Raw genomic sequence first — 25,350 nt, 5'->3', positions numbered from 1 at the left:
CCACCCCGGCTCACAGCAGAGACGGAACCTCCGTGGCCGAAACCTCCCGTGCCGCCCTCTCCACCGCACTGGCCAGCAACGCCAGATCCGTAGGCCCGTTCCCCAGCTCCCGCACCTGCCGCCGGGCCGGCGGATCGCCCATCCGGTGCCACTCCAACGGCACCACCGTCGGCCGCAAGGTCGCCGTCCGCGGGATACGCCCCGTCACCCGCCCGCCCTGGAACGGCAGCACTCGCCCGTCCGCCCAGGTCAGCCGACCGCGCCCCGGCGCCGGTTCGTCCGGGCCCGCCGCCACCGCGTCCAGCGTCACCCGCAAGGTCGCCCGGCGCGCCGGCTCCGACTCCGCCGTACGGCCCCCGACGGCCGTGGCGGCCACGAGATGCACCCCGAGCCGCTCGCCCTCCCGCGCCACGGCCTCCAGCGCGCGTATCACCGAACCCGCGGCCGGCCTGCCCGGTGAGCCCAGCGCGGGTGAGACCAGGGCGTCCAGGTCGTCCACCACCACGACGAGCCGGGGCAGCGGCGGCACGGCCTCGGCCTGCCGACGCCCCGACCCCGGCCGCAGCCGCATGGTGGAACTGGGCGGCGAGTCCAGATCCCCGCCGAGATCACCGGCACCCGCACCGGCCGACGCCGTGCGTTGCGCGATCATCCGGCCCGACAGCGCACGCCCCGTATGCCACTCGGTGAAGTCGGACCGCCCGAGCAGCTCGGCCCGACGCTTCAGCTCGGCGCTGAGCGACTGGGCGAACTCCCGCATACGGACCGGGTCGTTGGCGGTCAGATGGGTGGTGACATGCGGTATGTCGGTGCACGCCCGCAGCCCGTCGCCGTGCCCGCCACCTCCGCCGACGCTGTCCCGGCCGTCGATCAGCACGACCCCCAGCCGGTCCGGCCGCTCGGCCGCCGCGAGGGAGGCGACGACGGCCCGCAGCAATTCCGTACGCCCGCTGCCGGGCGGGCCCTCGATCAGCAGATGCGGCCCGTCCGCGCCGAGGTCCGCGCCGACCGGCCCGCGCGGCCCGGCCCCGAGCACGGCGCACGCCCGTCCGCCGAGGGCCTGAGGGTCGTCGGCCGCGTCGGCCCATCGCGCCATCAGTGACGCGGGCGTGGCGCGTGCCAGCCCCAACTCGTCGAGCAGTCGTGCCGCCTGGGGCAACGGGACCGACACGCGCGCGTGCCGCTCCCCGACGCCCTGCGTGCGCAATGGCGCCAGTGCCCGTGCGAACCGCTCCGCCCAGGCGAGCGAGACGGCGTCCACCGCGGCGACGGTGCCGTGCCCGACGGGACCGTGGGCGGCGGAGGGGTCGCGGGGCTGGGCGGTGCCGTCCCCGGCCGTGCCGTCCTCCACGCGCTCGTGGCCGGCGGCGCCCTGTTCCGCGCTTCCGCCCCGGGCCACCCGCATCAGCCGCAGGGCCGTCGCCACATCACCGCTCAGCAGCGCGACCGCGCCGCACTCCCGGAACGTCGGCGACACCGTGCACGCGGCCTCGTAGGTCTCGGTCACCGGGGACGCGGGCGACGCCGAAGCCGTCTCGGCGAGGCACACCACGTGGATCCCGGCGCGCGGCCCCTCCAGCGCCAGCCGGGCCACCGCCTCCCGCACATCGGCGCCTCCGGGATCGCCGTCCACGACGAGCACCGTGTAGGGCCCCGGGAAACCGTCCGTCCCGTCGGCCGGGTCGTCGTCCCGCGCCCAGGAGGGCCGCCGGGCGGCACGATGAGCCGGAACCTGTCCGTCCGGCACGACCGGCACCACCGGTGCAGGCCCCCGGCCGTCCGTCCCCCCGGTCCGGGTCTCCGCCGCCATGTCCTCCAGACGCCGCAGCAGCTCATCCGTACGGGCCGACGCCTGCTCGCGGTCGTAGGCCAGCAGCAGACGGCAGTCCTGGCCGTGGCCGGGGCGGACATGCGGGAGCCAGCCCAGCCACGCCCATTCGGCGGTCCGCTCCTCCAAAGGACGGGCGCGGTCCACGCTGATCAGGGCCACTTCCAGGGCGTCGGGGGAGTGCAGCGCGGCGAGCTGGGCGATCACCGCGCGGGCCAGCCCGGTGAGCCGCTCGCGCGGACCGGCCAGCCCCAGCGCCCCGACCTCCCGCAGATCCGCGGTCACCGGAACGGCGGGCAGCAGCCCCGAACCGCCGGGGGCCGTCCGGTCGGCCGTGCCGAGCCGCACCGTGAGCGCCTCCGCATGACCGGGCGGGCGCTCCCACAGCCGGGGCCCGGGGCCCAGGGCCGTCAGCAGCAGCGACGCCGGGTCGGGCCACGCCTCCGGCAGCCGGGGACCGCTCTCCGCCGAGGGCTGCCCGGAGAACTCGGCCGGTTCGTCATCGTCGTACACATCACCCTGGGCCGCCTCGTGCTCCGCGCGCCCGCCGGCCAGCCGCCGCGCCCACTTCGTGAGCCCGCCGCGCCTGCGGACGCCCTGCGGCACGTCGGTGCCGCGCAGCGGGGTGCCTTTACGGCTGCTGCCGGGGACTGCGCCGGCTGCGGCGGCGGAGGAACGAGAAGCCGTACTCCCGGCTTCGTGACCCGCGCCGAGCATGCCCGCTCCGAGGCCCGCGCCATGGGTGTCGCCCCCGCGGGGACCTGGAAGCGGCCGCTCGGACCCGTCGTGCCGTTCGATCCGTGGTGCCCCGCCCTGCGGCGGCACGATGGGCGGCTCGACCGGACCGTGTTCCGGGAGCGCCGCCGAGTCGCCGCCGTCCGCCACGCGTGCGTGGGGCACCGGCGAGTCATCATGCGCCGAGGCGACATCGTCCCCGTCAAGTTCGCCCCCGGCAGGGACGCGTACATGCCCCTCCCCGTCCGGCTCCGTCGGCACCCGCGCGCCCGGCCCGCCGGCCGGAGTCAGCCGCAGAGCCGACTCGCCGATCCGCAGCAGCGCGCCCGGCGTGAAACGCACCGGGCGGGTGGTCAGGCGGGCGCCGTCCAGCGTCGTGCCGTTGGTCGAGCCGAGGTCGGCGACCGAGACGCGGCCGTCGGCGCCGACCGTGACGGCGCAGTGCAGACGGGAGACGTCCGGGTCGTCGAGCGGGACATCGGCGTCGGCGGAGCGGCCGATGCGGATCTCGCCGCCGTGCAGAAGGTGCACGCCGCCCGCGTCCGGGCCGGCCACGACATGGAGCTGGGTCGGGGCGTCGTCCAGCTCGGGATGGGGCTCCGGGGCCGCCGGGGCGCCCAGGGACAGCACCGCGCCGTCTATCAGCGGGGGCTCGCCGAGTGTGCTGCGCCGGTCGTCGAGCCGCTCCGTGCCCGCGTACAGCACGGCCGGGCCTCCCCCGCGCTCGGCTTCGCTCCCGCGTGAGGTGCCTCCGTCCCCGGACACCGCCGAGGCGAGCGCCGAGGCCACCGCGGCCAGGGCGGTGCCCGCGGGCGCCGTGACCAGCACGTCGCAGCTCGTGGCGCGGCCCCGGGCAGGGGCAGGCTGGGCCAGCGGGTCAACGACGGTCAGCCGGATCTGCATCGGCGTCAGCGGTCCCTTCTGCGCGGGCGCGGACCAGGGCCCGTCCGATGGATCTCCCCACCCCACACGAGCACTTCGGCCAGTACTCCACGCATCCTCGCACCTGCCACTGACAACGCGCCTCCCGCCCGAAGGCAAGTGATCTTGATTGGTCGGCTCTGCCCGTAAAAGTGCCTGACAGTTGACTTACCGGCGACCGCTTGAGATCGGTCACGTCCGCTTGCGGCAACCACGAGACAGAGCCGAGCGTCTTTCCTTCGAACATGTACGGGAAGCCATACGTAAGACGCACAGAAAGAGGACAGGCCGGTGCCCGGGGGCACGGCACTACAGTGGGTCGGAACGTAGGCAAGCAGCAGGGAGCGCGACGTGCGGCCGGTAGGCAGCAAGTACTTCCTCGAGGAGCCGCTGGGTCGCGGCGCCACGGGGACCGTCTGGCGAGCCCGCCAGCGGGAGACCGCGGGCGCCGAGGCGGCAGTGCCGGGGCAGCCCGGCGAGACCGTCGCGATCAAGGTCCTCAAGGAGGAGCTCGCCAGCGACGCGGACATCGTCATGCGGTTCCTGCGCGAGCGGTCCGTCCTGCTGCGGCTGACCCACCCGAACATCGTCCGGGTCCGTGACCTGGTCGTCGAGGGTGAGCTGCTGGCCCTGGTCATGGACCTCGTCGAGGGCCCCGACCTGCACCGCTACCTGCGCGAGAACGGCCCCTTCAGCCCGGTCGCCGCCGCCCTGCTCACCGCGCAGATCGCCGACGCGCTGGCCGCCAGCCACGCCGACGGCGTCGTCCACCGCGACCTCAAGCCCGCCAACGTCCTGCTCCAGCAGAACGGCGGCCAGATGCACCCGCTGCTGACCGACTTCGGCATCGCCCGCCTCGCCGACTCCCCGGGCCTGACCCGCACCCACGAGTTCGTCGGCACGCCCGCGTACGTCGCGCCCGAGTCCGCCGAGGGCCGCCCGCAGACCTCCGCCGTCGACATCTACGGCGCCGGCATCCTCCTCTACGAGCTGGTCACCGGACGTCCGCCGTTCGGCGGCGGCTCCGCCCTGGAGGTCCTGCACCAGCACCTGAGCGCCGAGCCGCGCCGCCCGTCCACGGTCCCCGACCCGCTGTGGACCGTCATAGAACGCTGCCTGCGCAAGAACCCCGACGAACGGCCCAGCGCCGAGAACCTCGCCCGCGGCCTGCGCGTCGTCGCCGAGGGCATCGGCGTGCACGCGAACTCCGCGCAGATCGGCGCCGCCGAGGGCGTCGCCGCGCTGCTCGCCCCGGACCCGGCGCCGGCCACCGTTCCCGGCTCGGCCGACCCGACCCAGGTACTGCCGCACGGCGCGGGCTCGTACGACCCGAACGCCGCGACCAGCTTCCTGCCGCACACCGGCGCCCCCGGCCCGGCGGGCGCCGCGGACCCCACGGCCGTACTGCCGAACACGGGCGGTCCGGGCGGGCACGGCGCCGCCGACCCGACGGCCGTGATGCCGCCGGTGCCGCCGGGACAGCCCGGTCAGCCCGGCCCCGAGGACCCGCACCCCTGGCAGAACCAGCTGCGGGCCGCCCGGGACCGCAACGAGCAGACCCAGGTCCAGTACCTCGACCCCAACCAGGACCCGCTGCGCCGCCGCCCGCAGCGCCAGGTGGCCCGGCCGCAGCAGCAGCCCCAGCAGCGACCCCCGCAGGGCCGCCCGCCGCAGGGTTACGGCCATCCGCAGCAGCACCAGCCGCAGCCGTACGCCCCGCCGCGCCAGCCGCAGCAGCAGCCTCAGCGGTACGCCCCGCCGCCCGCGCCGGAGCCGCAGCGTCCGCAGCGCGAGCCGCGTCAGCCGCGCCAGCGCAGCTCCAACCCGATGCGGATCCCAGGGCTCGGCTGCCTCAAGGGATGCCTCTTCACGATCGTCATCCTCTTCGTCGCTGGCTGGCTGGTCTGGGAGCTGAGCCCGCTGCAGGAGTGGATCGGCACGGGCAAGGGCTACTGGGACCAGCTCAGCGACTGGTTCACCACCGTGACCGGGTGGATCGGGGACCTGGGCGGCTCGGGCGGAGGCTCGGGCACCAACTGACCGAGGCCGCGCGGGCGTCGGCCAGTTTGGTTATTTGTCGACACCTGGCGGGTGATTTCCGCCTCCGCAGTGAAGGTTGGCTCCTCGGGCGCGTAGTTTTAGCGACACAACGCGTCGGTAGGAGCAGTCTTGGCACGGAAGATCGGCAGCCGGTACACCGCCAACCAGATTCTGGGGCGGGGCAGCGCCGGCACGGTGTGGCTGGGCGAGGGGCCCGACGGACCCGTCGCCATCAAGCTGCTGCGCGAGGATCTCGCGTCCGACCAGGAACTCGTCGGACGCTTCGTGCAGGAGCGCACGGCGCTGCTCGGCCTTGAGCACCCGAACATCGTCTCCGTACGCGACCTGGTGGTCGACGGCAACGACCTCGCGCTCGTCATGGACCTCGTCCGGGGCACGGACCTGCGCACCCGGCTCGACCGCGACCGGCGGCTCGCGCCGGAGGCGGCGGTGGCGATCGTCGCCGACGTCGCGGACGGGCTGGCGGCGGCGCACGCGGCCGGGGTCGTGCACCGGGACGTGAAGCCGGAGAACGTCCTGCTGGACATGCAGGGCCCGCTGGGTCCGGGCGGCTCCCACCCCGCCCTGCTGACGGACTTCGGTGTGGCGAAACTCATCGACTCACCTCGCCGTACGCGCGCGACGAAGATCATCGGCACGCCGGACTACCTGGCGCCGGAGATCGTGGAGGGCCTGCCGCCGCGGGCGGCGGTCGACATCTACGCCCTGGCGACGGTCCTGTACGAGCTGCTGGCGGGCTTCACCCCCTTCGGCGGCGGCCACCCCGGCGCGGTGCTGCGCCGCCATGTCACGGAGACGGTGGCGCCGCTGCCCGGCATTCCCGACGAGCTGTGGCAGCTGATCGTGCAGTGTCTGGCGAAGGCACCCGCCTCGCGGCTGCGGGCCTCGGAGCTCGGGGCGCGGTTGCGCGAACTGCTGCCGTTGGTCGCCGGGATGCCGCCGCTGGACGTGGACGAACCGGACTCGGAGCCTGCGGAGGACGAGGCCCCGGCCGCGGAGGAAGCGGCGCCGGCGGGGGAGCGGGTGCGGCGGCGAGGGGCGGTGCCGCTGGTGCCGGGGGCGAAGCCGGCCGACTCCAACCGGGACACGCATACGTCGATGAGGGTGCCGGCGCCCGATGAGCTGGCCGGCGGGGCGCGCGGCACGGCTCGGGTGCCGCGGGCTTCGGGGGCGCCGCGGCCGGGGTCGGCGCGGCATCGGGCTGCGACCCGGCGACGCAGGGTGGCGCTGGGGGCGGCGGCGGTGGCGCTGGTGGCCGCGGCCGGCGTGGGTGCGTGGCTGGCGACGTCGGAGGACGACGCGGGGGCGACGCCCCAGGACACGAACAACTCGGCGCCGGCGACGCCGTAAGGCACTCCGCGGCAAACCCGCTGGTGGGCTCGGCGCGCTGTGGGTCACGGCCACCCGGGCCTCGCCGCTTGGCGGAGCCGTTACGCTGGAGGCGTGGCAGTCGTCGATGTATCCGAAGAGCTCAAGTCCCTCTCCTCGACCATGGAGTCGATCGAGGCCGTTCTGGACCTCGACAAGCTGAGGGCAGACATCGCCGTGCTCGAGGAGCAGGCGGCCGCGCCGTCCCTGTGGGACAACCCGGACGAGGCGCAGAAGATCACCAGCAAGCTGTCCCACCTCCAGGCGGAGGTGCGGAAGGCCGAAGCCCTGCGTGGCCGGATCGACGATCTGTCCGTGCTCTTCGAGATGGCCGAGGAGGAGGACGACCCGGACACCCGCGCCGAGGCCGAGTCCGAGCTCTCCGCCGTCCGCAAGGCACTGGACGAGATGGAGGTCCGGACACTGCTCAGCGGTGAGTACGACGCCCGTGAGGCGCTCGTCAACATCCGCGCCGAGGCCGGCGGCGTCGACGCCGCCGACTTCGCCGAGAAGCTCCAGCGGATGTACCTGCGCTGGGCGGAGCAGAAGGGCTACAAGACCGAGGTCTACGAGACGTCGTACGCGGAAGAGGCCGGCATCAAGTCGACCACCTTCGCCGTGCAGGTGCCGTACGCCTACGGCACCCTCTCGGTCGAGCAGGGCACGCACCGGCTCGTTCGGATCTCGCCCTTCGACAACCAGGGCCGCCGGCAGACCTCGTTCGCCGGTGTGGAGATCCTGCCCGTGGTGGAGACGACCGATCACATCGAGATCGACGAGTCCGAGCTGCGCGTGGACGTGTACCGGTCCTCCGGCCCCGGCGGCCAGGGCGTGAACACCACCGACTCCGCGGTGCGGCTCACCCACCTGCCCACCGGCATCGTCGTCTCCTGCCAGAACGAGCGGTCGCAGATCCAGAACAAGGCCACCGCGATGAACGTGCTCCAGGCCAAGCTGCTCGAGCGGCAGCGCCAGGAGGAGCGGGCCAAGATGGACGCGCTCAAGGGCGACGGCGGCAGCTCCTGGGGCAACCAGATGCGGTCCTACGTCCTGCACCCGTACCAGATGGTCAAGGACCTGCGCACCGAGTTCGAGGTCGGCAACCCCGAGGCCGTGTTCAACGGTGAGATCGACGGTTTCCTCGAGGCCGGAATTCGCTGGCGCAAGCAGCAGGAGAAGTAACGAAGTTACTTTGTCGACAAAGGCAACTGCCGCCGTCTCGGTGGCAGTTGCCTTTTCTGTACGCGCATGTCTGGGTTTTACATCACACTCACAGCTTCCAACCCCTGGCAAAGAACCCGTAATTGGACATCGCACGCGCAACGGCCTTGACGATGTCTTGAAAAATGGGAAGGGTAAAGCGTGGCATGCGTATCTCTGGGGCGCATGTGAACCGGGGGGCTCAAGTTCTGCTACCCGTCGATCACGGCCTGTCCCCGGAGCGCCGCCTCACTGAACAATTCAGCTACTGGGGGTAGCAACCAGATGACGAAGAAGACGCGGATCCGTATCGCGCGCCTCGCGGCCGGTGCCGTGATCGCGGCCGGTGCCTCACTGACCGCTGCGGGTGCCGCTTCTGCCGCGGAGGCCGAGGATGGCGGCTGCCTGCTCGGCATCTGCATCGGGGACGAAGACCCGACCGAGCCGCCGGTTCCCACCGACCCGCCGACCGACCTCCCGACGGACCCGGGCATCCCCACCGAGGAGCCCACGGACCCGACGGAGCCGACGGAGGAGCCGACCGAGCCGCAGGAGCCCACCGAGGAGCCGACCACCGAGCCGACCGACCCGGGCAACGGGAACGGCAACGGCAATGGGAACGGCAACGGCAACGGGAACGGGAACGGGAACGGCGAGAACGGCGGCGGTAACAACAACACCGACCCCGACGGCGGAACCTCCACCCAGGAGGAGGGCTCCTCCTCCCTGACCGACACCGGCACGGACGGCACCGGCACCGGTGCCAGCACCTCTGCCCAGGGCGGCGGCGACGAGCTCGCCGAGACGGGTGCCGCGCAGACCACGTTCCTGCTGGTCGGCGCCGCCACGATGATCGCCGGCGGTATCGGCTTCCGCATCCTGCCGCGCCTCGCGGGCGGCCGCGGCGGTGCCGCTGCCTGACGGTAGCGATACCGTCCACACCGTGTGACTGATGTCGTACGGCCGAGGGGCCCGGAGCGTGTTCCGCTCCGGGCCCCTCGGCATGTCCGTGTACGGGGGTCTGTGCCGCCCTATGCCGTCTGGTGCGCCAGCAGCGCCACCGCGGCGATCAGCACCGCCAGCAGGGCGATCAGCGCCATCGGGTTCAGACCCGCGAACAGGGACTCCTGCTGCAGCCGCTCGCGGTTCGCCCGGCACACGGGGCAGCGGCCCTCACTCACGGGCGCGGCACAGTTCGCGCACACCAACCGGTCGTACGTCATGCGCCACCCTCCTTGCGACTTCCCTCGGGGGTTCAACGGGTTGGGCCCCGAGAACGTTCCCCCTTCCACAATGCCAGGTTCCCCGGCGAAGGGCGCGGGCGCCCTCGGAGGGGTGGTTCCCATTGTCGCGCGACTGCGGGCCGTGCGGGGCCGTGTGCGCAGTTTCCCGCCCCCCTCAGGGCGTCTCCTCATCCGGCACAAAAGGCACAACCCTTACGCAACCCCTTCTGGCGACTGCGCCCCCACCCCCGCTTCGCGTATGGTCACGCTCATCTACCCCCGGCGACCCGTGGTGCATCCGTGATCCGATTCGACAATGTCTCCAAGGTCTACCCCAAGCAGACCCGCCCCGCACTCAGGGATGTGTCCCTGGAAGTGGAGAAGGGCGAGTTCGTGTTCCTCGTGGGGTCCTCCGGCTCCGGAAAGTCCACCTTCCTGCGGCTGATCCTCCGCGAGGAGCGGTGCAGCCACGGCCAGGTGCACATCCTGGGCAAGGACCTCGCGCGCCTCTCCAACTGGAAGGTGCCGCAGATGCGCCGCCAGCTGGGGACCGTGTTCCAGGACTTCCGGCTCCTCCCGAACAAGACGGTCGCGGAGAACGTGGCCTTCGCGCAGGAGGTCATCGGCAAGTCGCGCGGCGAGATCCGCAAGTCCGTCCCGCAGGTGCTCGACCTCGTCGGACTCGGCGGGAAAGAGGAGCGGATGCCGGGTGAGCTGTCCGGCGGTGAACAGCAGCGCGTGGCCATCGCGCGCGCGTTCGTCAACCGCCCCAAGCTGCTCATCGCGGACGAGCCCACCGGAAACCTCGACCCGCAGACCTCCGTCGGCATCATGAAGCTGCTCGACCGGATCAACCGGACGGGTACGACGGTCGTGATGGCCACGCACGATCAGAACATCGTGGACCAGATGCGGAAGCGCGTCATCGAGCTGGAGAAGGGCCGCCTCGTCCGCGACCAGGCACGCGGCGTCTACGGCTACCAGCACTGACCCGATCCGTCCACGGAAAGGCCTGAAAGAGACGCCATGCGCGCCCAGTTCGTACTGTCCGAGATCGGTGTCGGTCTCCGCCGCAATCTGACGATGACCTTCGCCGTCATCGTCTCCGTCGCCCTGTCGCTCGCCCTGTTCGGCGGGTCGCTCCTGATGAGCGACCAGGTCAACACCATGAAGGGCTACTGGTACGACAAGGTCAACGTCTCGGTCTTCCTCTGCAACAAGAGCGACGCCGAGTCCGACCCCAACTGCGCCAAGGGCGCGGTCACCGAGGACCAGAAGAAGCAGATCCTCGCCGACCTGGACAAGATGACGGTCGTCGACAAGGTGACGTACGAGTCGCAGGACCAGGCGTACAAGCATTACAAGGAGCAGTTCGGCGACTCCCCGCTGGCCGCCTCGCTCACGCCGGACCAGATGCAGGAGTCGTACCGCATCAAGCTGAAGGACCCGGAGAAGTACCAGGTCATCGCGACCGCCTTCGACGGGCGTGACGGCGTGCAGTCCGTGCAGGACCAGAAGGGCATCCTGGACAACCTCTTCGGGCTGCTGAACGGCATGAACTGGGCCGCGCGGGCGGTGATGGCGCTGATGCTGGTCGTCGCACTGATGCTGATCGTCAACACCGTGCGGGTGTCCGCGTTCAGCCGTCGGCGTGAGACCGGCATCATGCGGCTGGTCGGCGCCTCGGGCTTCTACATCCAGGCGCCGTTCATCATGGAGGCCGCGGTCGCCGGGCTCATCGGCGGCACGGTCGCGTGCGGCTTCCTGGTGGTCGCCCGGTACTTCATCATCGACCACGGCCTGGCCCTGTCCGAGAAGCTGAATCTGATCAACTTCATCGGCTGGGACGCGGTGTTGACGAAGCTGCCGCTCATCCTCGCGACAAGCCTGCTGATGCCGGCGTTGGCGGCGTTCTTCGCGCTGCGCAAGTATCTGAAGGTGTGACCAACGCCAAGGGGGCCGTACGGGCAACGGACCGTACGGCCCCTTCACGTTGTCCTAGACTCACCGGCATGTCAGGTCGTGACCTGTTCTGTCAGCCCCGCCGCTTCGGCCGCGGGGCCGCCCTGACATTGGTCTTCGCGAGCGTGCTGGTCGCCGGTGCCGCGACCGGCTCGTTTCCCGGCCCTGACCGGAAATCCCCGGCCGGTACGGCGCGTTCGGCCGCCCCAGCGGGCCGCCACGAGGACGTCGCCGAGGCGGCCGCCGACGCCATGGCCGCCGGTGAGTCCCCCGTGGAGGCCGCCGAACGGGCGGTCAGCCGCAGCGGGGACCGCTGGGGCGCCGTCTACTCCCAGGGCGAGTACGAGGAGTTCGAGGAGGCCCTGGACGGCGAGTACACCGGCGTCGGGCTGTGGGCGCGGCGCGAGCGGGACGGCCGTATCGAGGTGACGAAGGTCCGGGCGGGCTCGCCCGCCGCCACCGCCGGGATCCGCGCGGGCGACCGGCTGCGCAGCGTCGACGGGGCGAAGGTCGACGGGCGCCCGGTCACCGAGGTCGTCTCGTTACTGCGGGGCGACGCCACCGACGCGCCCGTCGGTACGGCCGTGAAGCTCGGTCTCGAGCGCGGCACGCGCGCGTGGGACCTCACGCTGCGGCGGGCCCAGCTGTCCGTCGACCCGGTCACCGTGCGACAACTCGCCGGCGGCATCACCGTCATCCGGATCGCCTCCTTCACCAAGGGTGCCGGCGACGAGGTCCGCGAAGCGGTACGCCGGGCCCCGGCCGCCACCGGCATCGTGCTCGACCTGCGGGGCAACTCCGGCGGCCTGGTCACCGAGGCCGTCACCGCCGCCTCCGCCTTCCTCGACGGCGGCCTCGTCGCCACCTATGACGTCGACGGCGACCAGCGCGCCCTGCACGCCGAGCCCGGCGGCGACACCGGCAGACCCGTTGTCGCGGTCGTCGACGGCGGCACCATGAGCGCGGCCGAGCTGCTCACCGGGGCCCTCCAGGACCGGGGCCGCGCGGTCGTCGTGGGCACCCGCACTTTCGGCAAGGGCTCGGTCCAGATGCCCAGCCGGCTGCCCGACGGCTCCGTCGCCGAGCTGACCGTCGGCCACTACCGCACCCCCTCCGGACGTGCCGTCGACGGCCGGGGCATCACACCCGACCTGGATGCCGAGCGGGGCGTCCTGGAGCGGGCCGAGACGGTCCTCAGCGGCATGGGCGAGTCGTAAACCGGCTTTCCACACACCCCCTTCCTAGTGCGAAAATGGACGGCACTATGAGCAAGGGAATGTACGTACCCAAGGAGTCCCAGCCCAAGCAGGGCGGCGCCGCCGCGAAGGGCGGCAAGGACGGCGAGAAGGGCGGCAAGCGCAAGATCGTCGCCCAGAACAAGAAGGCCCGGCACGACTACGCGATCATCGACACCTTCGAGGCCGGCCTGGTGCTCATGGGCACCGAGGTCAAGTCGCTGCGCGAGGGTCGGACGTCGCTGACCGACGGCTTCGTCCAGATCGACCGGGGCGAGGCGTGGCTGCACAACGCCCACATCCCGGAGTATCACCAGGGCAGCTGGACCAACCACTCCGCGCGCCGCAAGCGCAAGCTGCTCCTGCACCGCGAGGAGATCGACAAGCTGGAGGCCAAGTCCCAGGAGACGGGTCACACCATCGTGCCCCTCGCCCTGTACTTCAAGGACGGCCGGGCGAAGGCCGAGATCGCTCTCGCCCGAGGCAAGAAGGAGTACGACAAGCGCCAGACCCTGCGGGAGAAGCAGGACCGGCGGGAGTCGGACCGGGCGATCGCCGCGGCGAAGCGGCGACAGCGCAACGCCTGACGGGCGGGAATACAGTGGCACCGTCGTGCGTTGGTCACGTACGATGGCACTGCACCTCACAGAGGGTGCGCGCCCCTCTCCGGTTCTCCGGCGAGGATTGAAAAAACAACATGGGGATGATCGGTTTCGACAGCGGCTGTTGAAACAGGGGAAGCGTGTCGAGGAAGCGGCAATGATCTCGTTAACCATATGTCGCAAAAAATAATCGCCAACACCAAGCGCGATTCCTTCGCCCTCGCTGCCTAAGTAGCGACTTGCGAAGTGTCAGCCCGGGGCTGTTCCCGACCCGGATCCTGGCATCAGCTAGGGGACTAAACCTTGATCCCGGTCACGGGGTGAAGAGGGAAATCTAACAGTGACTGGGCCCGTCGGCGACTTGTTCGCGTGATCGCCGGGGCCGAGAAAATCACAGCGAACTGCACACGGAGAAGCCCTGATTCTGCACCGTTGGACGCGGGTTCGATTCCCGCCATCTCCACGATCGGGAGGTTTCCGGACCTCCTTCACCCATGTGGGCAAAGGCCCCATCGCTTTCGGGCGATGGGGCCTTTGTCATTTCGCGATCTGTGACACTGCTGTGACCGGAGGTGTGGCCTCCGCCACAGCCGCCGAGATCGGCCCTTGGTGAGGTGGGCGAATGCCTACCGTCTCCCGCACGGCTCCCGCCGTTCTCGCCGGTGTTCTGCTGCTCGCCGCGTGTGGTTCCCAGAGCGTCTCCCCGGGCGGTGACGACGGTCGGGTCCGGGCCGAGACGCTGTGCCCGTCGGACTTCTCGCAGTACGGGAATGCGCCGTCCGGAGAACCGGCCGTCACCGCCTCCGGCACGCCCACCCCGCTGCCGCTGCCCTCTGCCGACGGGGCGGCCGAGGAGGGCGTGGAGGTCACCGGGCTGTACGCCTGGGGGACGGGGAGCGGCTGTGCGGGGGTCGACTACAGCGCGGAGTTCAAGGTCACCAACCGGGGGACGAAGGCGGTTGCTTACACACTGACCTTCGGCTTCCGCTCGGCCTCCGGAGGCGCCGTCGACAACGTCGAGCGCACGGTCGGGCCCGTCGAGCCGGGGCGGTACGCCGAAGGGACCGTCGTCATGCCGGAGGCGCCCGGGTCGGCGCCCGAGGTGACGGGCATCGAGGTGCTCAAGGTGCGCGGCGTCCCCGCCGACGAGGCGTCGTCCGCCTCGGGCCCGTGCCCCAAGTCAGGGGTGCACCTCTACGCGGACCAGGGGGACGCCGCGATGGGGCTGCGGGTCGTGGGCCTGCACCTGGTCAACTGCGGTACCGGGACCTACCGGCTGAACGGCTACCCGAAGCTCGAGCTTTTCGACGAGGACCACGACACCGTGGACGGCGTACGGATCCTCCAGGGGACCGATCAGATCAGTATGGCCACCGGTGGGAGTGGCAGCCCGCAGCCGGTCGTCCTGCGTCCGGGCGAGGCCGCGGCGGCCACGCTGGCGTGGCGCAACACCACCCAGGCCGGCGACCCGGTGAACGCGCCCTACGTCCGCGTGCGGGCGAAGCCCGGTGCCCGCCCCGTCATGGTGATGCCGGAGCTCGACCTCGGGACCACGGGGAAGCTCGGCGTCGGGCCGTGGAAGAAGGACGAGACGGCCCCCGTCACCACCCCACAGCCGTGAGCCGCCGGCCCATCCCCGTCTCCAGGCACGTGCGCCAGTTCCGTACGACGGCGAGGCCGCCCACGCTTTGATCTGGCCCCCATGACGGCCAGGTCCGTTGTGGTGTCCCACCCCATATCGGCGGGTCGTTCACGCTTCTACGGTCCCTCCGCATGACACAGACCAGAGCCGCGAACCGTCGTATCGCCGTCCTCCTGATCCTCCTCGTCGCCCTGATGGCCGCCTTCCTCACTCCTGGCCGTGCCACGGCCGCCTCGCTCCAGGAGGTCACCGGTTTCGGGACCAACCCCGGTGCCCTGCGCATGTTCCGCTACGTCCCCGACGGCCTGCCCGCCGGCCGCCCCGTGGTCGTCGCTCTGCACGGCTGCACACAGAACGCCTCCGGCTACGGCACCGGCAGCGGCTGGCTCCAACTCGCCGACCGCTGGGGCTTCTCGGTGGTGCTGCCACAGCAGCAGACCGCCAACAACGCCTCCTCCTGCTTCAACTGGTTCCAGAGCGGCGACATCGCGCGCGGCCAGGGCGAGGCCGCGTCCGTCGCACAGATGGTGGACCGGCAGCTCGCGGACGTCTCCGGTGACGCGTCGCACGTGTATGTCACCGGGCTGTCCGCCGGAGGCGGGATGACAGCCGTGATGATGGCGGCGTACCCGGAGAAGTTCGCGTCCGGCGGGATCGTGGCCGGGCTGCCGTACGGGTGCGCGCAGGCCGCCGGGTCGCCGTACGTCTGCATGTACGTCGGGGCGACGCAGACCCCGAAGCAGTGGGGCGACCGGATGCGCGCCGCCCGGCCCGGTCACAGCGGCCCCTGGCCCACGCTGGTCGCCTTCCAGGGCACCGCCGACTACACCGTGAAGCCCGTCAACATGACCGACCTGATGCGCCAGTGGACCGATGTGCACGGCACCGACCAGACGGCCGACGTGACCGACAGCGTCGCCGGGTATCCGCATCAGATGTTCCGGGACGCGGCCGGGCGCGCGGTCGTGGAGACGTACAGCATCACCGGCATGGGGCACGGCCAGCCCGTCGATCCGGGGACCGGAAGCGAGCAGTGCGGGAGCGCCGGGGCGTATGTCCTGGACGTGAACCTGTGTGCCGCGTACCGGATTGGGCGGGTCTGGGGGTTGGGCTGAGCCGAGGCGCTCTGTCGCCGGGAGCGGTTGTCCGGGATGCTGCTGAGGCATGAGCAGACCCGTGAGCAACTCCGGGAGATGTCTCAACTCCCGTAGCAGACTGTGGATTTGGCCCGTCGCCGTGGCGCTCGTCGCCGCCGTCCTCGGGCCCGGCGCGCAGGCCGGTGCGGACTCCGACCGCTCCGGCCTGCCGGAGGCCGTCGACACCATCCTGGGCGATGCGCGGATGGAGGGCGGCGTGGCGAGCGTCGTGATCGCGGACGCAGGTACCGGTGAGCTGCTGTACCAGCACCTTCCCTCGACCCGGCTGATGCCCGCCTCCAACACCAAGCTCGCCACCTCGGCAGCGGCGATGGAGATCCTCGGCCCCGATCACCGGTTCGGCACCCATGTGCTGGCCACCGGGCGGCAGTACGGCTCCGTGCTCCGCGGTGACCTGTATCTGCGCGGCACCGGTGATCCGACCCTGCTCGCAGACGACTACGACCGGCTCGCCGCGCACCTCGCCGCGTCGGGGATCAGGCGCGTGGAGGGGCGGCTGATCGCCGACGACACCCGCTTCGACGACCGGCGCCTCGGCCGCTCCTGGGCCGCCGACGACGAGTCCTCCTACTACTCCGCGCAGATCAGCGCGCTGAGTGTGGCGCCGGACACCGACTACGACACTGGGACCGTGATCGTGACGGTGCGGCCGGGGGCGTCGGCGGGGGACCGGCCCGTCGTGACCGTCACGCCCGACACCGACTACGTAGACCTCGATGTGCGGGCCACCACCCTCGCCGCCGGCGGGGCGAACGACCTCACCGTCGAGCGGGAGCACGGCACGAACACGATCGTCGTCAGCGGTACGACGCCCGTCGGCGGCGCCGGCGCCGAGGAGTGGGCCACCGTGTGGGAGCCCACCGGATACGCCGCCGCCGTGTTCCGGGAGGCGCTCGCGGAACACGGGGTGAAGGTCACGGGGCAGACCCGTCTGGGAGGGCGGACTCCGGCCTCCGCACGGCAGTTGGCCGCGCACGACTCCATGGCCTTGAAGGACCTGCTGATCCCCTTCATGAAGCTCTCCAACAACATGCATGCCGAGAACCTCACCAAAGCCATGGGCCACAAGGTCTCGGGCAAGGGGAGCTGGGACGCCGGGCTCGCGGCGATCAGCGGCTACCTCAAGGGCGTCGGAGTCGACACCGCCAAACTGCGGCAGGTCGACGGCTCGGGGCTCTCACGGATGGACAACTTCCCCGCCGGACAACTCGTCGAGCTCCTCCTCGCCGTACGCACCGAGCCCTGGTACGCCGACTGGTACCGCTCCCTGCCGGTCGCCTGCGCCCCGGACCGGTTCGTCGGCGGCACGTTGCGCTCGCGGATGTGCGGTACCGCCGCGGCCCTCAACGCCCGGGCGAAGACGGGGTCGTTGACGGGCGCCTCGGCTCTCTCCGGCTACGTCACAGACGCCGGGGGACGCGAACTCGTCTACGGCATCGTCCTCAACAACTATCTGGCCTCGTCGGTGAAGCCGCTGGAGGACGCGATCGTGGTGACACTCGCCAAGTCGACCGCGGAGACGGCCGGTTCGGCGCCGGTGTCGGTGCGTGGGGATGGGACGGACGGGGATGTGGAGTGCAGTTGGCGTAAGCCGGATGTCTGCTGATTACGCACGGCGAGTGCGCGGTGACCGATAGTATGACGCTGTGACGCGCCAACTGGGCGCGTCCTCCCTTCACTCCGGGCCCCTCCTTGTCGGGGCCCGGCCCGACGAGAGCGGTCCCGGGACCTTGTAGAGGCCGCCTCACGTCGAAGGGAGGACGCCTCCAAATGGGCTGTCGCCGTGAGCAGAAACCGACTCTCGTCATGCGGCTGATCCGGCTCTTGCCGGAACGGTCCGCGAGGCACGCGAGGAGGTGGCTGCTTTGGTGGCTCAGCAGGTAGCCGGATGTCCCCATACAAGGTGGGGGCATCCGGCGAGCTCCTGACGAGCCTGGGCCCTCGCGCGGAGTTACCGGCTCCGGTGCGGGGGCCCTCCCTGTGTCCAAGTACAGCACAGCGGCCCTCGTCCGACAGCACGATCAGAGAGCACGCTGATGGCGAAGGGGTTGGCCCGGGCGGGGATCAGGGCGCCTTCCTGCCCCCAGTTGTCGCGAGCGCGATCAGCAGGGCCAGGGTCGCTGCCGTGACAGGGACGCCGTAGCCGGTCGGCGGGGTGAGGTGTTCCGCCGTCCAGCCCCCGGCCGCGCTGCCGCAGGCTATGCCGCCGAGGAGGGCGGTCACCGTGAGGGTCATGCCCTCGTTGAGGCGGCCTTCCGGGGTGCGTTGCTGGACCAGGGTCATGGTGGTGATCATCGTCGGGGCGGTGGCCATGCCGACGATGAGCAGGGCGGCGGACAGCAGGAGGAGCGAGCCGGTGAGGGACGCGGCGAGCAGGGGCAGGGTGAGCAGCGCGGTCATCGCGGCTATGCACCACGGGTAGCGGGCCTCGGCGGGGCCGGTGAACCGGAGCCGGCCGTAGAGCAGGCCCGCCGCACAGGAGCCGGTCGCCTGCAGCGCGAGCACCGCGCCCGCCGCCGTACGGTGGCCGGTCGCGTCGGCGAACGCGAGGGTGACGACCTCCGTCGATCCGAACACGGCACCCATGGCGACGGAGGCAGTGAGCAACGGAACCATGCCGGGGGTGCGCAGCGGTGAGCCGGCGGCCGTGGCGGAGGTACGGCTCCCGGGCGGCGGCTCGGTCGAGCGCTGGGCCGCGAAGGCCAGGACGCCGCTCACCAGGAGCACCACCCCGACCAGCGTGCCCGCCTCCGGGAAGAACGTCCCGCACAGGAAGGCCGCGAGCACCGGCCCCAGCATGAAGCAGAGTTCGTCGGCGGCCTGCTCGAAGGAGTTGGCGGTGTGCAGGGCGTCGGAGTCGCCCTTGAGCAGGTGGGCCCAGCGGGCGCGGGACATGCCGCCGGTGTTGGGGGTGGTCGCGGTGACGGCGTACGCGGCGAAGAGGGTCCAGGCCGGGGCGTCGTACCGCACGCACAGCAGCAGCGCGAGGCTCCCCAGCGCCGCTACGAGCGTGGCCGGTACGGCGATCCGGGCCTGCCCGTACCGGTCGACGAGCCGCGCGGTCCAGGGGGCGACCAGCGCGGTCGCCGCGAGGCCGGTCGCGGTGACGGCGCCGGCCAGGGCGTACGACCCCCTCGTGCCGGCGATCATCACGACCGCGCTCACGCTGAACATGCCCATGGGAAGGCGGGCGACCAGGTTCGCGAGGGTGAAGGCGCGGGTGCCGGGGCGGGCGAAGAGCCGGCGGTACGGGCCGGGCGGGCGGTGACGTGTCCGGGGACCGAGGTCGACGGCGACGAGGGTGTCGGCGGTGACGGTGAACAGGCGGCTTCCTCTGGCGGGCTGCTGCGGCATGGATCCACCGTCGCCGGAAGTCGATCAACGGGTCCAACACCTGCCCGGCACGGATTCACGCACTCACGTTGTAAGTTCGTCGCATGCCCGCTCCCGCTCATCTCGACCCCCGCCTCCTGCGCGGCTTCCTCGCCGTGGCCGAGGAACTGCACTTCACGCGGGCGGCGGCCCGGCTGTACATCGCCCAGCAGGCGCTGAGCCGGGACGTACGGCGGCTGGAGCGGGAGTTGGGTGCCGAACTGTTCGTACGCACGACCCGGCAGGTCACGCTGAGCGCGGACGGTGAGCGGCTGGTGCCGTACGCCCGCCGTGCCCTCCAGGCGCAGGACGACCTGCTCGCCGCCTTCGGCCAGGCGCGCCCGCTGCTGGTCGACCTCAACTCGCCGGGCCTCGTCACCGGCCGCACAGTGCTCCACCGCGCCCGTGCCCTCGCCCCCGACCAGGAGCTGATGGCCCGCTACGAGAGCGGTCTGACGGGCGCGGCCGGCGAGATGGTCGCCGGGCGACTGGACGTGTCCTTCGGACGGTTCGCGGGACTGGACCCGGCGCTGCGGGCGGGCCTGGACCACCAGCCGGTGCGCTACGAGCCGATGGCGATCCTGCTGCCCGAGGACCATCCGCTGGCCGAATCACCGCGGGTGCCGCTGGCCGCGCTGGCCGGCGAGACCGTGTACGCCGGTGCCGGGAACCCCCGTACGCCGGAGTGGACGGACCTCGGGCGCCGGCTGTTCGAGGGCCGGGGCATCGCGCTCGCCGCGCCCGCTCCGCTCGCCGTCGGTGACGAGGAGTTCCAGCGGATCATGGCCAAGACGCGGAACCCGATTCTCGTCGTGGTGGGTTTTCCGGCCATGCCGTCGACGGTCCTGCGCCCGCTCGTCGATCCCGTTCCGTTGTCACCCGTGTCGCTGGTGTGGCGAAAGGGGCTGGTCCATCCCGGATTCGAAGCTCTTCGACGGGCGGCGGCTCAACTCTCGGCCGAGGAGGGGTGGCTGCGCAGACCCCTCGACGGATGGATTCCGGCCATTGATTCGGCCACTATGAGAGCCCACAATTGACACGCGGCAACCACGAAACCTCCGCGTGCGCTACATTCGTGGCCTGAGCACTTTGTGGTAAAGGGGGGCGCTCGGCCGGGTGGGGGCTCGGTACGACGACGGGGGCTCAGTGTCGTGCGCGCACCCAGAACGGTCCCGTGGGGGGATGTGCGTGCGTGTGAAGAAGTGGCGAGAAGACGCCCAACCGGAGTGGCCCGAGGTGACATCAGGGTCAGGGTCCGGCGGCGGTTCTTCCGCGGGGGGTTCGAGGGCTGACACCCAGGCCTTCCCGGTGACCGGGGAGACCGAGGTGGTCGGCATGCCCAGTCCGGGCCATCGCTCCCGATCCGAAGCAAAGGAGACGGAGATTCTTCACGGTGGCGGGCGTGCCTCCTCGGGCGCCGATGAGACGGAGATCCTGCGAGGCGGTCCGAGGACGTCCGCGGCTGCATCCGATGCCGACCCGACCGCGGTCCTGCCGTCGGTCGGTGGGACGGCGGAGACAGGCCGGCCGCGCGGTGGCACGGGGGAGATACCCCGGCCCGCGCCCGGCGCTCCCGGCGTTCCCGGCGGGAAGCCCGACGGCTGGTCGGCCTTCGACCGGCCCTCGCCCCGGAGCGCCGACGGCGGGACGACCGCGCCCAGGAGAAGCGACGGGGGGACCACCGCGCCCGGCGAGACGCGTCGCATCCCCGCCGTCCGCGACCCCTGGAGCGAGCCGGACGAGGCCGGGGAGCCCCGGGCTTCCGCGCAGCCCGGCCGGTCCGGCGCGACCCATGATCCGCACGAGGTCACCGTCCAACTCGACGGCGTAGCCCTCCAGCTCGACGGCATGATGCGCGCGGCCCAGGACGGCCCGCGCGGCGGCGAAGGCTCCGACGGGCCGGTGTTCGTCGACGAGTCGGGCCGCCGCAGCCGCCGTTTCCGCCGGATCGGCATGGCGGTCGGCCTCGCCTGCGCCGTCTACGCCGTGGTCATCGTCGCCACGCTGCTGTCCGGCAACTCCGACGCGCCCTGGCTGCCCGTCGAGAGCCCCAAGGAGCAGCCCGCCGGCAAGGTCGACACCCCGCCGCTGCCCGCCGAGTCGGCACCGCAGCCCACCGCCACCGGCAGCGTCTCCCCGGGGGCCTCGCCGACGGCCGGTACCGGCACCACCGCGTCCCCGGACGCCGACGCCACCGCGCCCGACGCGTCCGCCACCGCCGAGGACCCCGGCACCTCCGCCGACCCGAAGCCGACCGCCACGAAGACGACCCGCGACCCGGGCACGAACCCCACGGCGGATCCGGATCCGACCACCGAGCCCACCACCGACCCCGACCCCGACCCGAGCCCGACGGACGGCGGCGGCCCCACCGAGGAGCCGACCGATCCCGCGACCACCGACGAACCCGCAACGGGGACGGTCGCGAACGGCCCGAGCGATCCCACGCCCATCGCGCAGGAGCCGGACTCCACCGCTTCCTCGCCCGCCGCCCTGTCCCCGGAGTACTCCCTCTGATGGCATCCCGCACCCGCCGTCACGGGCCCGCGACCGGAGCCCCCGACGGCTCCCGTCGCCGCCGTGTGCCCATGCGCCTGCTGCTTCCCTCGCTCGTACTCGTCGCGCTGATGGCGATGTTGATGCTGCGGGGGTATGTGCACAGCGAGATCCTGGCCGACCACCGCGTCCAACCGCCCGCCTCCTCCGACCAGGTGCCGGAGAAGATCCTCAAGGGCGGCCCGGTCATCGACACCCGCAGTGGCCGCACCGAGAGCCTGAGCCTGCAGGACCACAGACTCGTCCTCACCTTCGACGACGGTCCGGACCCGACCTGGACCCCCAAGGTCCTCGACGTGCTCAAGAAGCACGAGGCGCACGCGGTCTTCTTCGTCACCGGCACCATGGCCTCGCGCCATCCGGACCTGGTCCGGCGGATGGTCGCGGAGGGCCACGAGGTCGGCCTGCACACCTTCAACCACCCCGACCTCTCCTACCAGTCGAAGAAGCGCATCGACTGGGAGCTGTCCCAGAACCAGCTGGCGATCAGCGGCGCGGCCGGTATCCGCACGTCCCTGTTCCGGCCGCCGTACTCCTCCTTCGCCGACGCCATGGACGACAAGTCGTGGCCGGTGACCGAGTACATCGGCAAGCGCGGCTACATCACGGTCGTCAACAACACCGACAGCGAGGACTGGCGCAAGCCCGGCGTCGACGAGATCATCCGCCGTGCCACCCCCAAGGGCGGCAAGGGCGCGATCGTCCTGATGCACGACTCCGGCGGCGACCGGCACCAGACCGTCCAGGCACTGGACAGTTTCCTGCCGGACATGAAGGCCGAGGGCTACGAGTTCGACAACCTCACCGAGGCCCTGGGCGCCCCCAGCGCGCACACCGAGGTCACCGGCCTCGACCGGTGGAAGGGCAAGGCCTGGATCTTCCTGGTCCAGGCGTCGGACAACATTACGGCCGTCCTGGTGGTCGGCCTGGCGGTGATCGGCTTCCTGGTCATCAGCCGGTTCGTGCTGATGCTGCTGCTGTCGGGCATCCACGCACGCCGGGTGCGGCGCCGCGGGTTCCGCTGGGGCCCGCCGGTCACCGAACCGGTGTCGGTGCTGGTCCCGGCGTACAACGAGGCCAAGTGCATCGAGAACACCGTCCGTTCGCTGATGGCGAGCGAGCACCCGATCGAGATCATCGTCGTCGACGACGGATCCAGCGACGGCACGGCGCGGATCGTCGAGGCGATGGGCCTGCCCAACGTCCGTGTCGTCCGCCAGCTCAACGCGGGCAAGCCGGCGGCGCTCAACCGAGGTCTGGCGAACGCCCGTTACGACCTGATCGTGATGATGGACGGCGACACCGTCTTCGAACCGGCCACGGTCCGCGAGCTGGTCCAGCCCTTCGGCGACCCGCGCGTCGGCGCCGTCGCCGGCAACGCGAAGGTCGGCAACCGCGACTCCCTCATTGGCGCCTGGCAGCACATCGAGTACGTGATGGGCTTCAACCTCGACCGCCGTATGTACGACATGCTGCGCTGCATGCCGACGATCCCGGGCGCCGTCGGAGCATTCCGCAGGTCCGCCCTGGAGCGGGTCGGCGGCATGAGCGACGACACGCTCGCCGAGGACACCGACATCACCATGGCGATGCACCGGGACGGCTGGCGCGTCGTCTACGCCGAGAACGCGCGCGCCTGGACCGAGGCCCCGGAGTCGGTCCAGCAGCTGTGGTCGCAGCGCTACCGGTGGTCGTACGGCACGATGCAGGCGATCTGGAAGCACCGCAAGGCGCTGGTGGAGAAGGGCCCCTCGGGCCGCTTCGGCAGGGTCGGACTGCCCCTGGTCTCCCTCTTCATGGTCCTGGCCCCGCTGCTGGCCCCGCTGATCGACGTCTTCCTCCTCTACGGCCTGATCTTCGGCCCGACGCAGAAGACCATCGGCGCCTGGCTCGGCGTCCTGGCCATCCAGGTGGTCTGCGCCGCGTACGCCTTCCGCCTGGACAAGGAACGCATGACCCACCTCATCTCCCTCCCGCTCCAGCAGATCCTCTACCGCCAGCTCATGTACGTCGTTCTGCTCCAGTCCTGGATCACCGCCCTGACCGGCGGCCGCCTGCGCTGGCAGAAGCTGCGCCGCACGGGTGTCGTCGAGGCGCCCGGCGGGCCCGTACCGCGACAGCGGGCGGCGGGCACCCGCGACGGTGACCGGAGGCCGGTCGGATGACGCACGGATACCAGCCCACGGGCGCCCAGGCCGGACCGGCCGAGCCCGTATGGCCTGCGGCGCCGTACGCCGTCCCGCAGCAGCGCACCACGGAACCGGAGCCGGCCCCCGCCGCTCCCGAACCCCCCGCGCCGGCCCCCAAGAAGCCGGGCCGGGACCGCTATCTGGACATGCTGCGCTCGATAGCCCTGGTCCGCGTGGTCGTCTACCACCTCTTCGGCTGGGCCTGGCTGACGGTGCTGTTCCCGTCCATGGGCGTGATGTTCGCGCTGGCCGGCTCGCTGATGGCCCGCTCCCTGAACCGCCCGGCATGGGGCGTGATCAGGGGCCGTGTCCGTCGCCTCCTGCCTCCCCTGTGGGCGTTCAGCGCGGTGGCGCTGGCGCTGATGTTCGGGGGCGGCTGGAACCCGGCCAAGGACCCGGACCACGGCGGTACATGGGCCCTGGTCGAGATGATCAACTACATCGTCCCGATCGGCGCACCACCCTTCCCCTGGCACATCGGCTCCCAGTCGGGCCTGCTGGAGGACACCTGGGCGGTGCAGGCGGCGGGTGTGCTGTGGTACCTGCGGGCCTACCTGTGGTTCGTCGTGGCGTCCCCCCTGCTGCTGTGGGCGTTCCGCCGGGCACCCTGGCCGACGCTCCTCGCCCCGCTCGGCCTGACGGCGATCGTGGGCACGGGACTTGTCACGATCCCCGGCGAGACGGGCAACGCGGTCACCGACTTCGCCGTCTACGGCAGCTGCTGGGTCCTGGGCTTCGCCCACCACGAGGGCCTTCTGGCGAAGATCCCGCGCTATGCCGCCGTCTCCTGCGCGGCGCTGGTGATGGCCTTCGGCCTGTGGTGGGCCTCGGGCCACCTCGGCCCGGACGGCTGGGACCTCAACGACATCCCGCTGGCCCAGGCGACCTGGTCCTTCGGGTTCGTCGTGATCCTGCTCCAGTACTCCCCGTCCTGGCAGGAACTGCCCGGCAGACTCGCCAAGTGGGACAAGCTGGTGACCCTGTCCAACAACCGGGCGGTCACCATCTACCTCTGGCACAACCTCCTGATCATGGCCACGGTCCCGATCCTCGACCAGCTCTACGACCTGCCCTTCATGCAGGACGAACGAGCCACGGCGGCACTCGACTCGACATACATGATCTGGATGTTCTTCCTGGTGTGGCCGCTGATCGGACTGATGATCGTGGCGGTCGGCTGGGTCGAGGACATCGCGGCTAAGCGGAGTCCCCGGCTGTGGCCGGACGGGGGAGGGAAGAGGCGTACGCACGCCAGGTAGGCAGCCTGGCCGCCAGTGTTGTGCACGGGCGGCCAGGGAC

18 protein-coding genes and 1 other RNA gene are annotated in these 25,350 nt (G+C 71.6%); 16 read left to right on the top strand and 3 right to left on the bottom strand.

What is annotated here, in order from left to right:
* Positions 1-10: 10 nt before the first annotated feature.
* Entirely contained in the window at positions 11-3,466 is a 3,456-nt protein-coding gene (locus ACFQ6S_RS39065; RefSeq protein WP_383420194.1) for an FHA domain-containing protein, read from the bottom strand.
* 369 nt (positions 3,467-3,835) lie between these two features.
* Between ACFQ6S_RS39065 and ACFQ6S_RS39060 the strand changes: the two genes are divergently transcribed.
* The 4 genes from ACFQ6S_RS39060 to ACFQ6S_RS39045 all read left to right on the top strand — a co-directional run bounded on the left by ACFQ6S_RS39060 (position 3,836) and on the right by ACFQ6S_RS39045 (position 9,034).
* Positions 3,836-5,524 carry a protein kinase gene (locus ACFQ6S_RS39060; protein ID WP_383420193.1) on the top strand — a complete coding sequence of 563 codons (1,689 nt, stop codon included), beginning with the start codon at positions 3,836-3,838 and terminating at the stop codon, positions 5,522-5,524.
* A 129-nt stretch (positions 5,525-5,653) separates the two neighbouring features.
* A complete protein-coding gene (locus ACFQ6S_RS39055; protein ID WP_383420191.1) occupies positions 5,654-6,895 on the top strand; it encodes a serine/threonine-protein kinase in 1,242 nt (413 codons plus the stop codon).
* 93 nt (positions 6,896-6,988) lie between these two features.
* Entirely contained in the window at positions 6,989-8,095 is a 1,107-nt protein-coding gene (gene prfB, locus ACFQ6S_RS39050; protein WP_383420190.1) for a peptide chain release factor 2, read from the top strand.
* Between the two features lie 303 nt (positions 8,096-8,398).
* Complete coding sequence (locus tag ACFQ6S_RS39045) at positions 8,399-9,034, top strand: hypothetical protein (protein WP_383420188.1); 636 nt, start codon at positions 8,399-8,401, stop codon at positions 9,032-9,034.
* Between the two features lie 110 nt (positions 9,035-9,144).
* On the opposite strand, the gene ACFQ6S_RS39040 is transcribed toward ACFQ6S_RS39045, so the two are convergent.
* Positions 9,145-9,336 (bottom strand): hypothetical protein, encoded by a 192-nt coding sequence (locus ACFQ6S_RS39040; protein ID WP_383420187.1) that lies wholly within the window; start codon positions 9,334-9,336, stop codon positions 9,145-9,147.
* A gap of 300 nt (positions 9,337-9,636) precedes the next feature.
* On the opposite strand from ACFQ6S_RS39040, the gene ftsE reads away from it, so the two are divergent.
* The 8 genes from ftsE to dacB all read left to right on the top strand — a co-directional run bounded on the left by ftsE (position 9,637) and on the right by dacB (position 17,540).
* Positions 9,637-10,326 (top strand): cell division ATP-binding protein FtsE, encoded by a 690-nt coding sequence (gene ftsE / locus ACFQ6S_RS39035; RefSeq protein WP_383420185.1) that lies wholly within the window; start codon positions 9,637-9,639, stop codon positions 10,324-10,326.
* Positions 10,327-10,362: 36 nt separating this feature from the next.
* Entirely contained in the window at positions 10,363-11,280 is a 918-nt protein-coding gene (ftsX, locus tag ACFQ6S_RS39030; RefSeq protein ID WP_383420183.1) for a permease-like cell division protein FtsX, read from the top strand.
* Between the two features lie 68 nt (positions 11,281-11,348).
* A complete protein-coding gene (locus ACFQ6S_RS39025; RefSeq protein ID WP_383420181.1) occupies positions 11,349-12,515 on the top strand; it encodes a S41 family peptidase in 1,167 nt (388 codons plus the stop codon).
* A 59-nt stretch (positions 12,516-12,574) separates the two neighbouring features.
* A complete protein-coding gene (gene smpB, locus ACFQ6S_RS39020; protein ID WP_383420276.1) occupies positions 12,575-13,120 on the top strand; it encodes an SsrA-binding protein SmpB in 546 nt (181 codons plus the stop codon).
* Between the two features lie 112 nt (positions 13,121-13,232).
* Positions 13,233-13,601, top strand: a transfer-messenger RNA (tmRNA) gene (gene ssrA, locus ACFQ6S_RS39015).
* A 156-nt stretch (positions 13,602-13,757) separates the two neighbouring features.
* Positions 13,758-14,756, top strand: a complete 999-nt coding sequence (locus ACFQ6S_RS39010; RefSeq protein WP_383420179.1) for a DUF4232 domain-containing protein — start codon at positions 13,758-13,760, stop codon at positions 14,754-14,756.
* 152 nt (positions 14,757-14,908) lie between these two features.
* A complete protein-coding gene (locus ACFQ6S_RS39005) occupies positions 14,909-15,892 on the top strand; it encodes an alpha/beta hydrolase family esterase (protein WP_383420177.1) in 984 nt (327 codons plus the stop codon).
* 49 nt (positions 15,893-15,941) lie between these two features.
* Positions 15,942-17,540 carry a D-alanyl-D-alanine carboxypeptidase/D-alanyl-D-alanine-endopeptidase gene (dacB, locus tag ACFQ6S_RS39000; protein ID WP_383420175.1) on the top strand — a complete coding sequence of 533 codons (1,599 nt, stop codon included), beginning with the start codon at positions 15,942-15,944 and terminating at the stop codon, positions 17,538-17,540.
* Between the two features lie 458 nt (positions 17,541-17,998).
* On the opposite strand, the gene ACFQ6S_RS38995 is transcribed toward dacB, so the two are convergent.
* Positions 17,999-19,288 carry an MFS transporter gene (locus ACFQ6S_RS38995; protein ID WP_383420174.1) on the bottom strand — a complete coding sequence of 430 codons (1,290 nt, stop codon included), beginning with the start codon at positions 19,286-19,288 and terminating at the stop codon, positions 17,999-18,001.
* A gap of 83 nt (positions 19,289-19,371) precedes the next feature.
* Between ACFQ6S_RS38995 and ACFQ6S_RS38990 the strand changes: the two genes are divergently transcribed.
* From ACFQ6S_RS38990 to ACFQ6S_RS38975, 4 genes are all read left to right on the top strand, one after another.
* Positions 19,372-20,343 (top strand): LysR family transcriptional regulator, encoded by a 972-nt coding sequence (locus ACFQ6S_RS38990; protein ID WP_383420172.1) that lies wholly within the window; start codon positions 19,372-19,374, stop codon positions 20,341-20,343.
* Positions 20,344-20,641: 298 nt separating this feature from the next.
* Positions 20,642-21,823 carry a hypothetical protein gene (locus ACFQ6S_RS38985; RefSeq protein WP_383420171.1) on the top strand — a complete coding sequence of 394 codons (1,182 nt, stop codon included), beginning with the start codon at positions 20,642-20,644 and terminating at the stop codon, positions 21,821-21,823.
* Positions 21,823-24,027, top strand: coding sequence for a glycosyltransferase (locus ACFQ6S_RS38980; protein ID WP_383420170.1), 2,205 nt, complete (start codon positions 21,823-21,825; stop codon positions 24,025-24,027). The genes ACFQ6S_RS38985 and ACFQ6S_RS38980 overlap by 1 nt, the downstream gene beginning before the upstream one ends.
* Positions 24,024-25,310 carry an acyltransferase gene (locus tag ACFQ6S_RS38975; protein ID WP_383420169.1) on the top strand — a complete coding sequence of 429 codons (1,287 nt, stop codon included), beginning with the start codon at positions 24,024-24,026 and terminating at the stop codon, positions 25,308-25,310. The genes ACFQ6S_RS38980 and ACFQ6S_RS38975 overlap by 4 nt, the downstream gene beginning before the upstream one ends.
* Positions 25,311-25,350: the final 40 nt, after the last annotated feature.

Source organism: Streptomyces sp. NPDC056479 (assembly GCF_042795335.1).
Taxonomy (GTDB): Bacteria; Actinomycetota; Actinomycetes; order Streptomycetales; family Streptomycetaceae; genus Streptomyces.
Note: the sequence above shows the minus strand (reverse complement) of the source record. Positions and strands in the feature narration are given on the sequence as shown.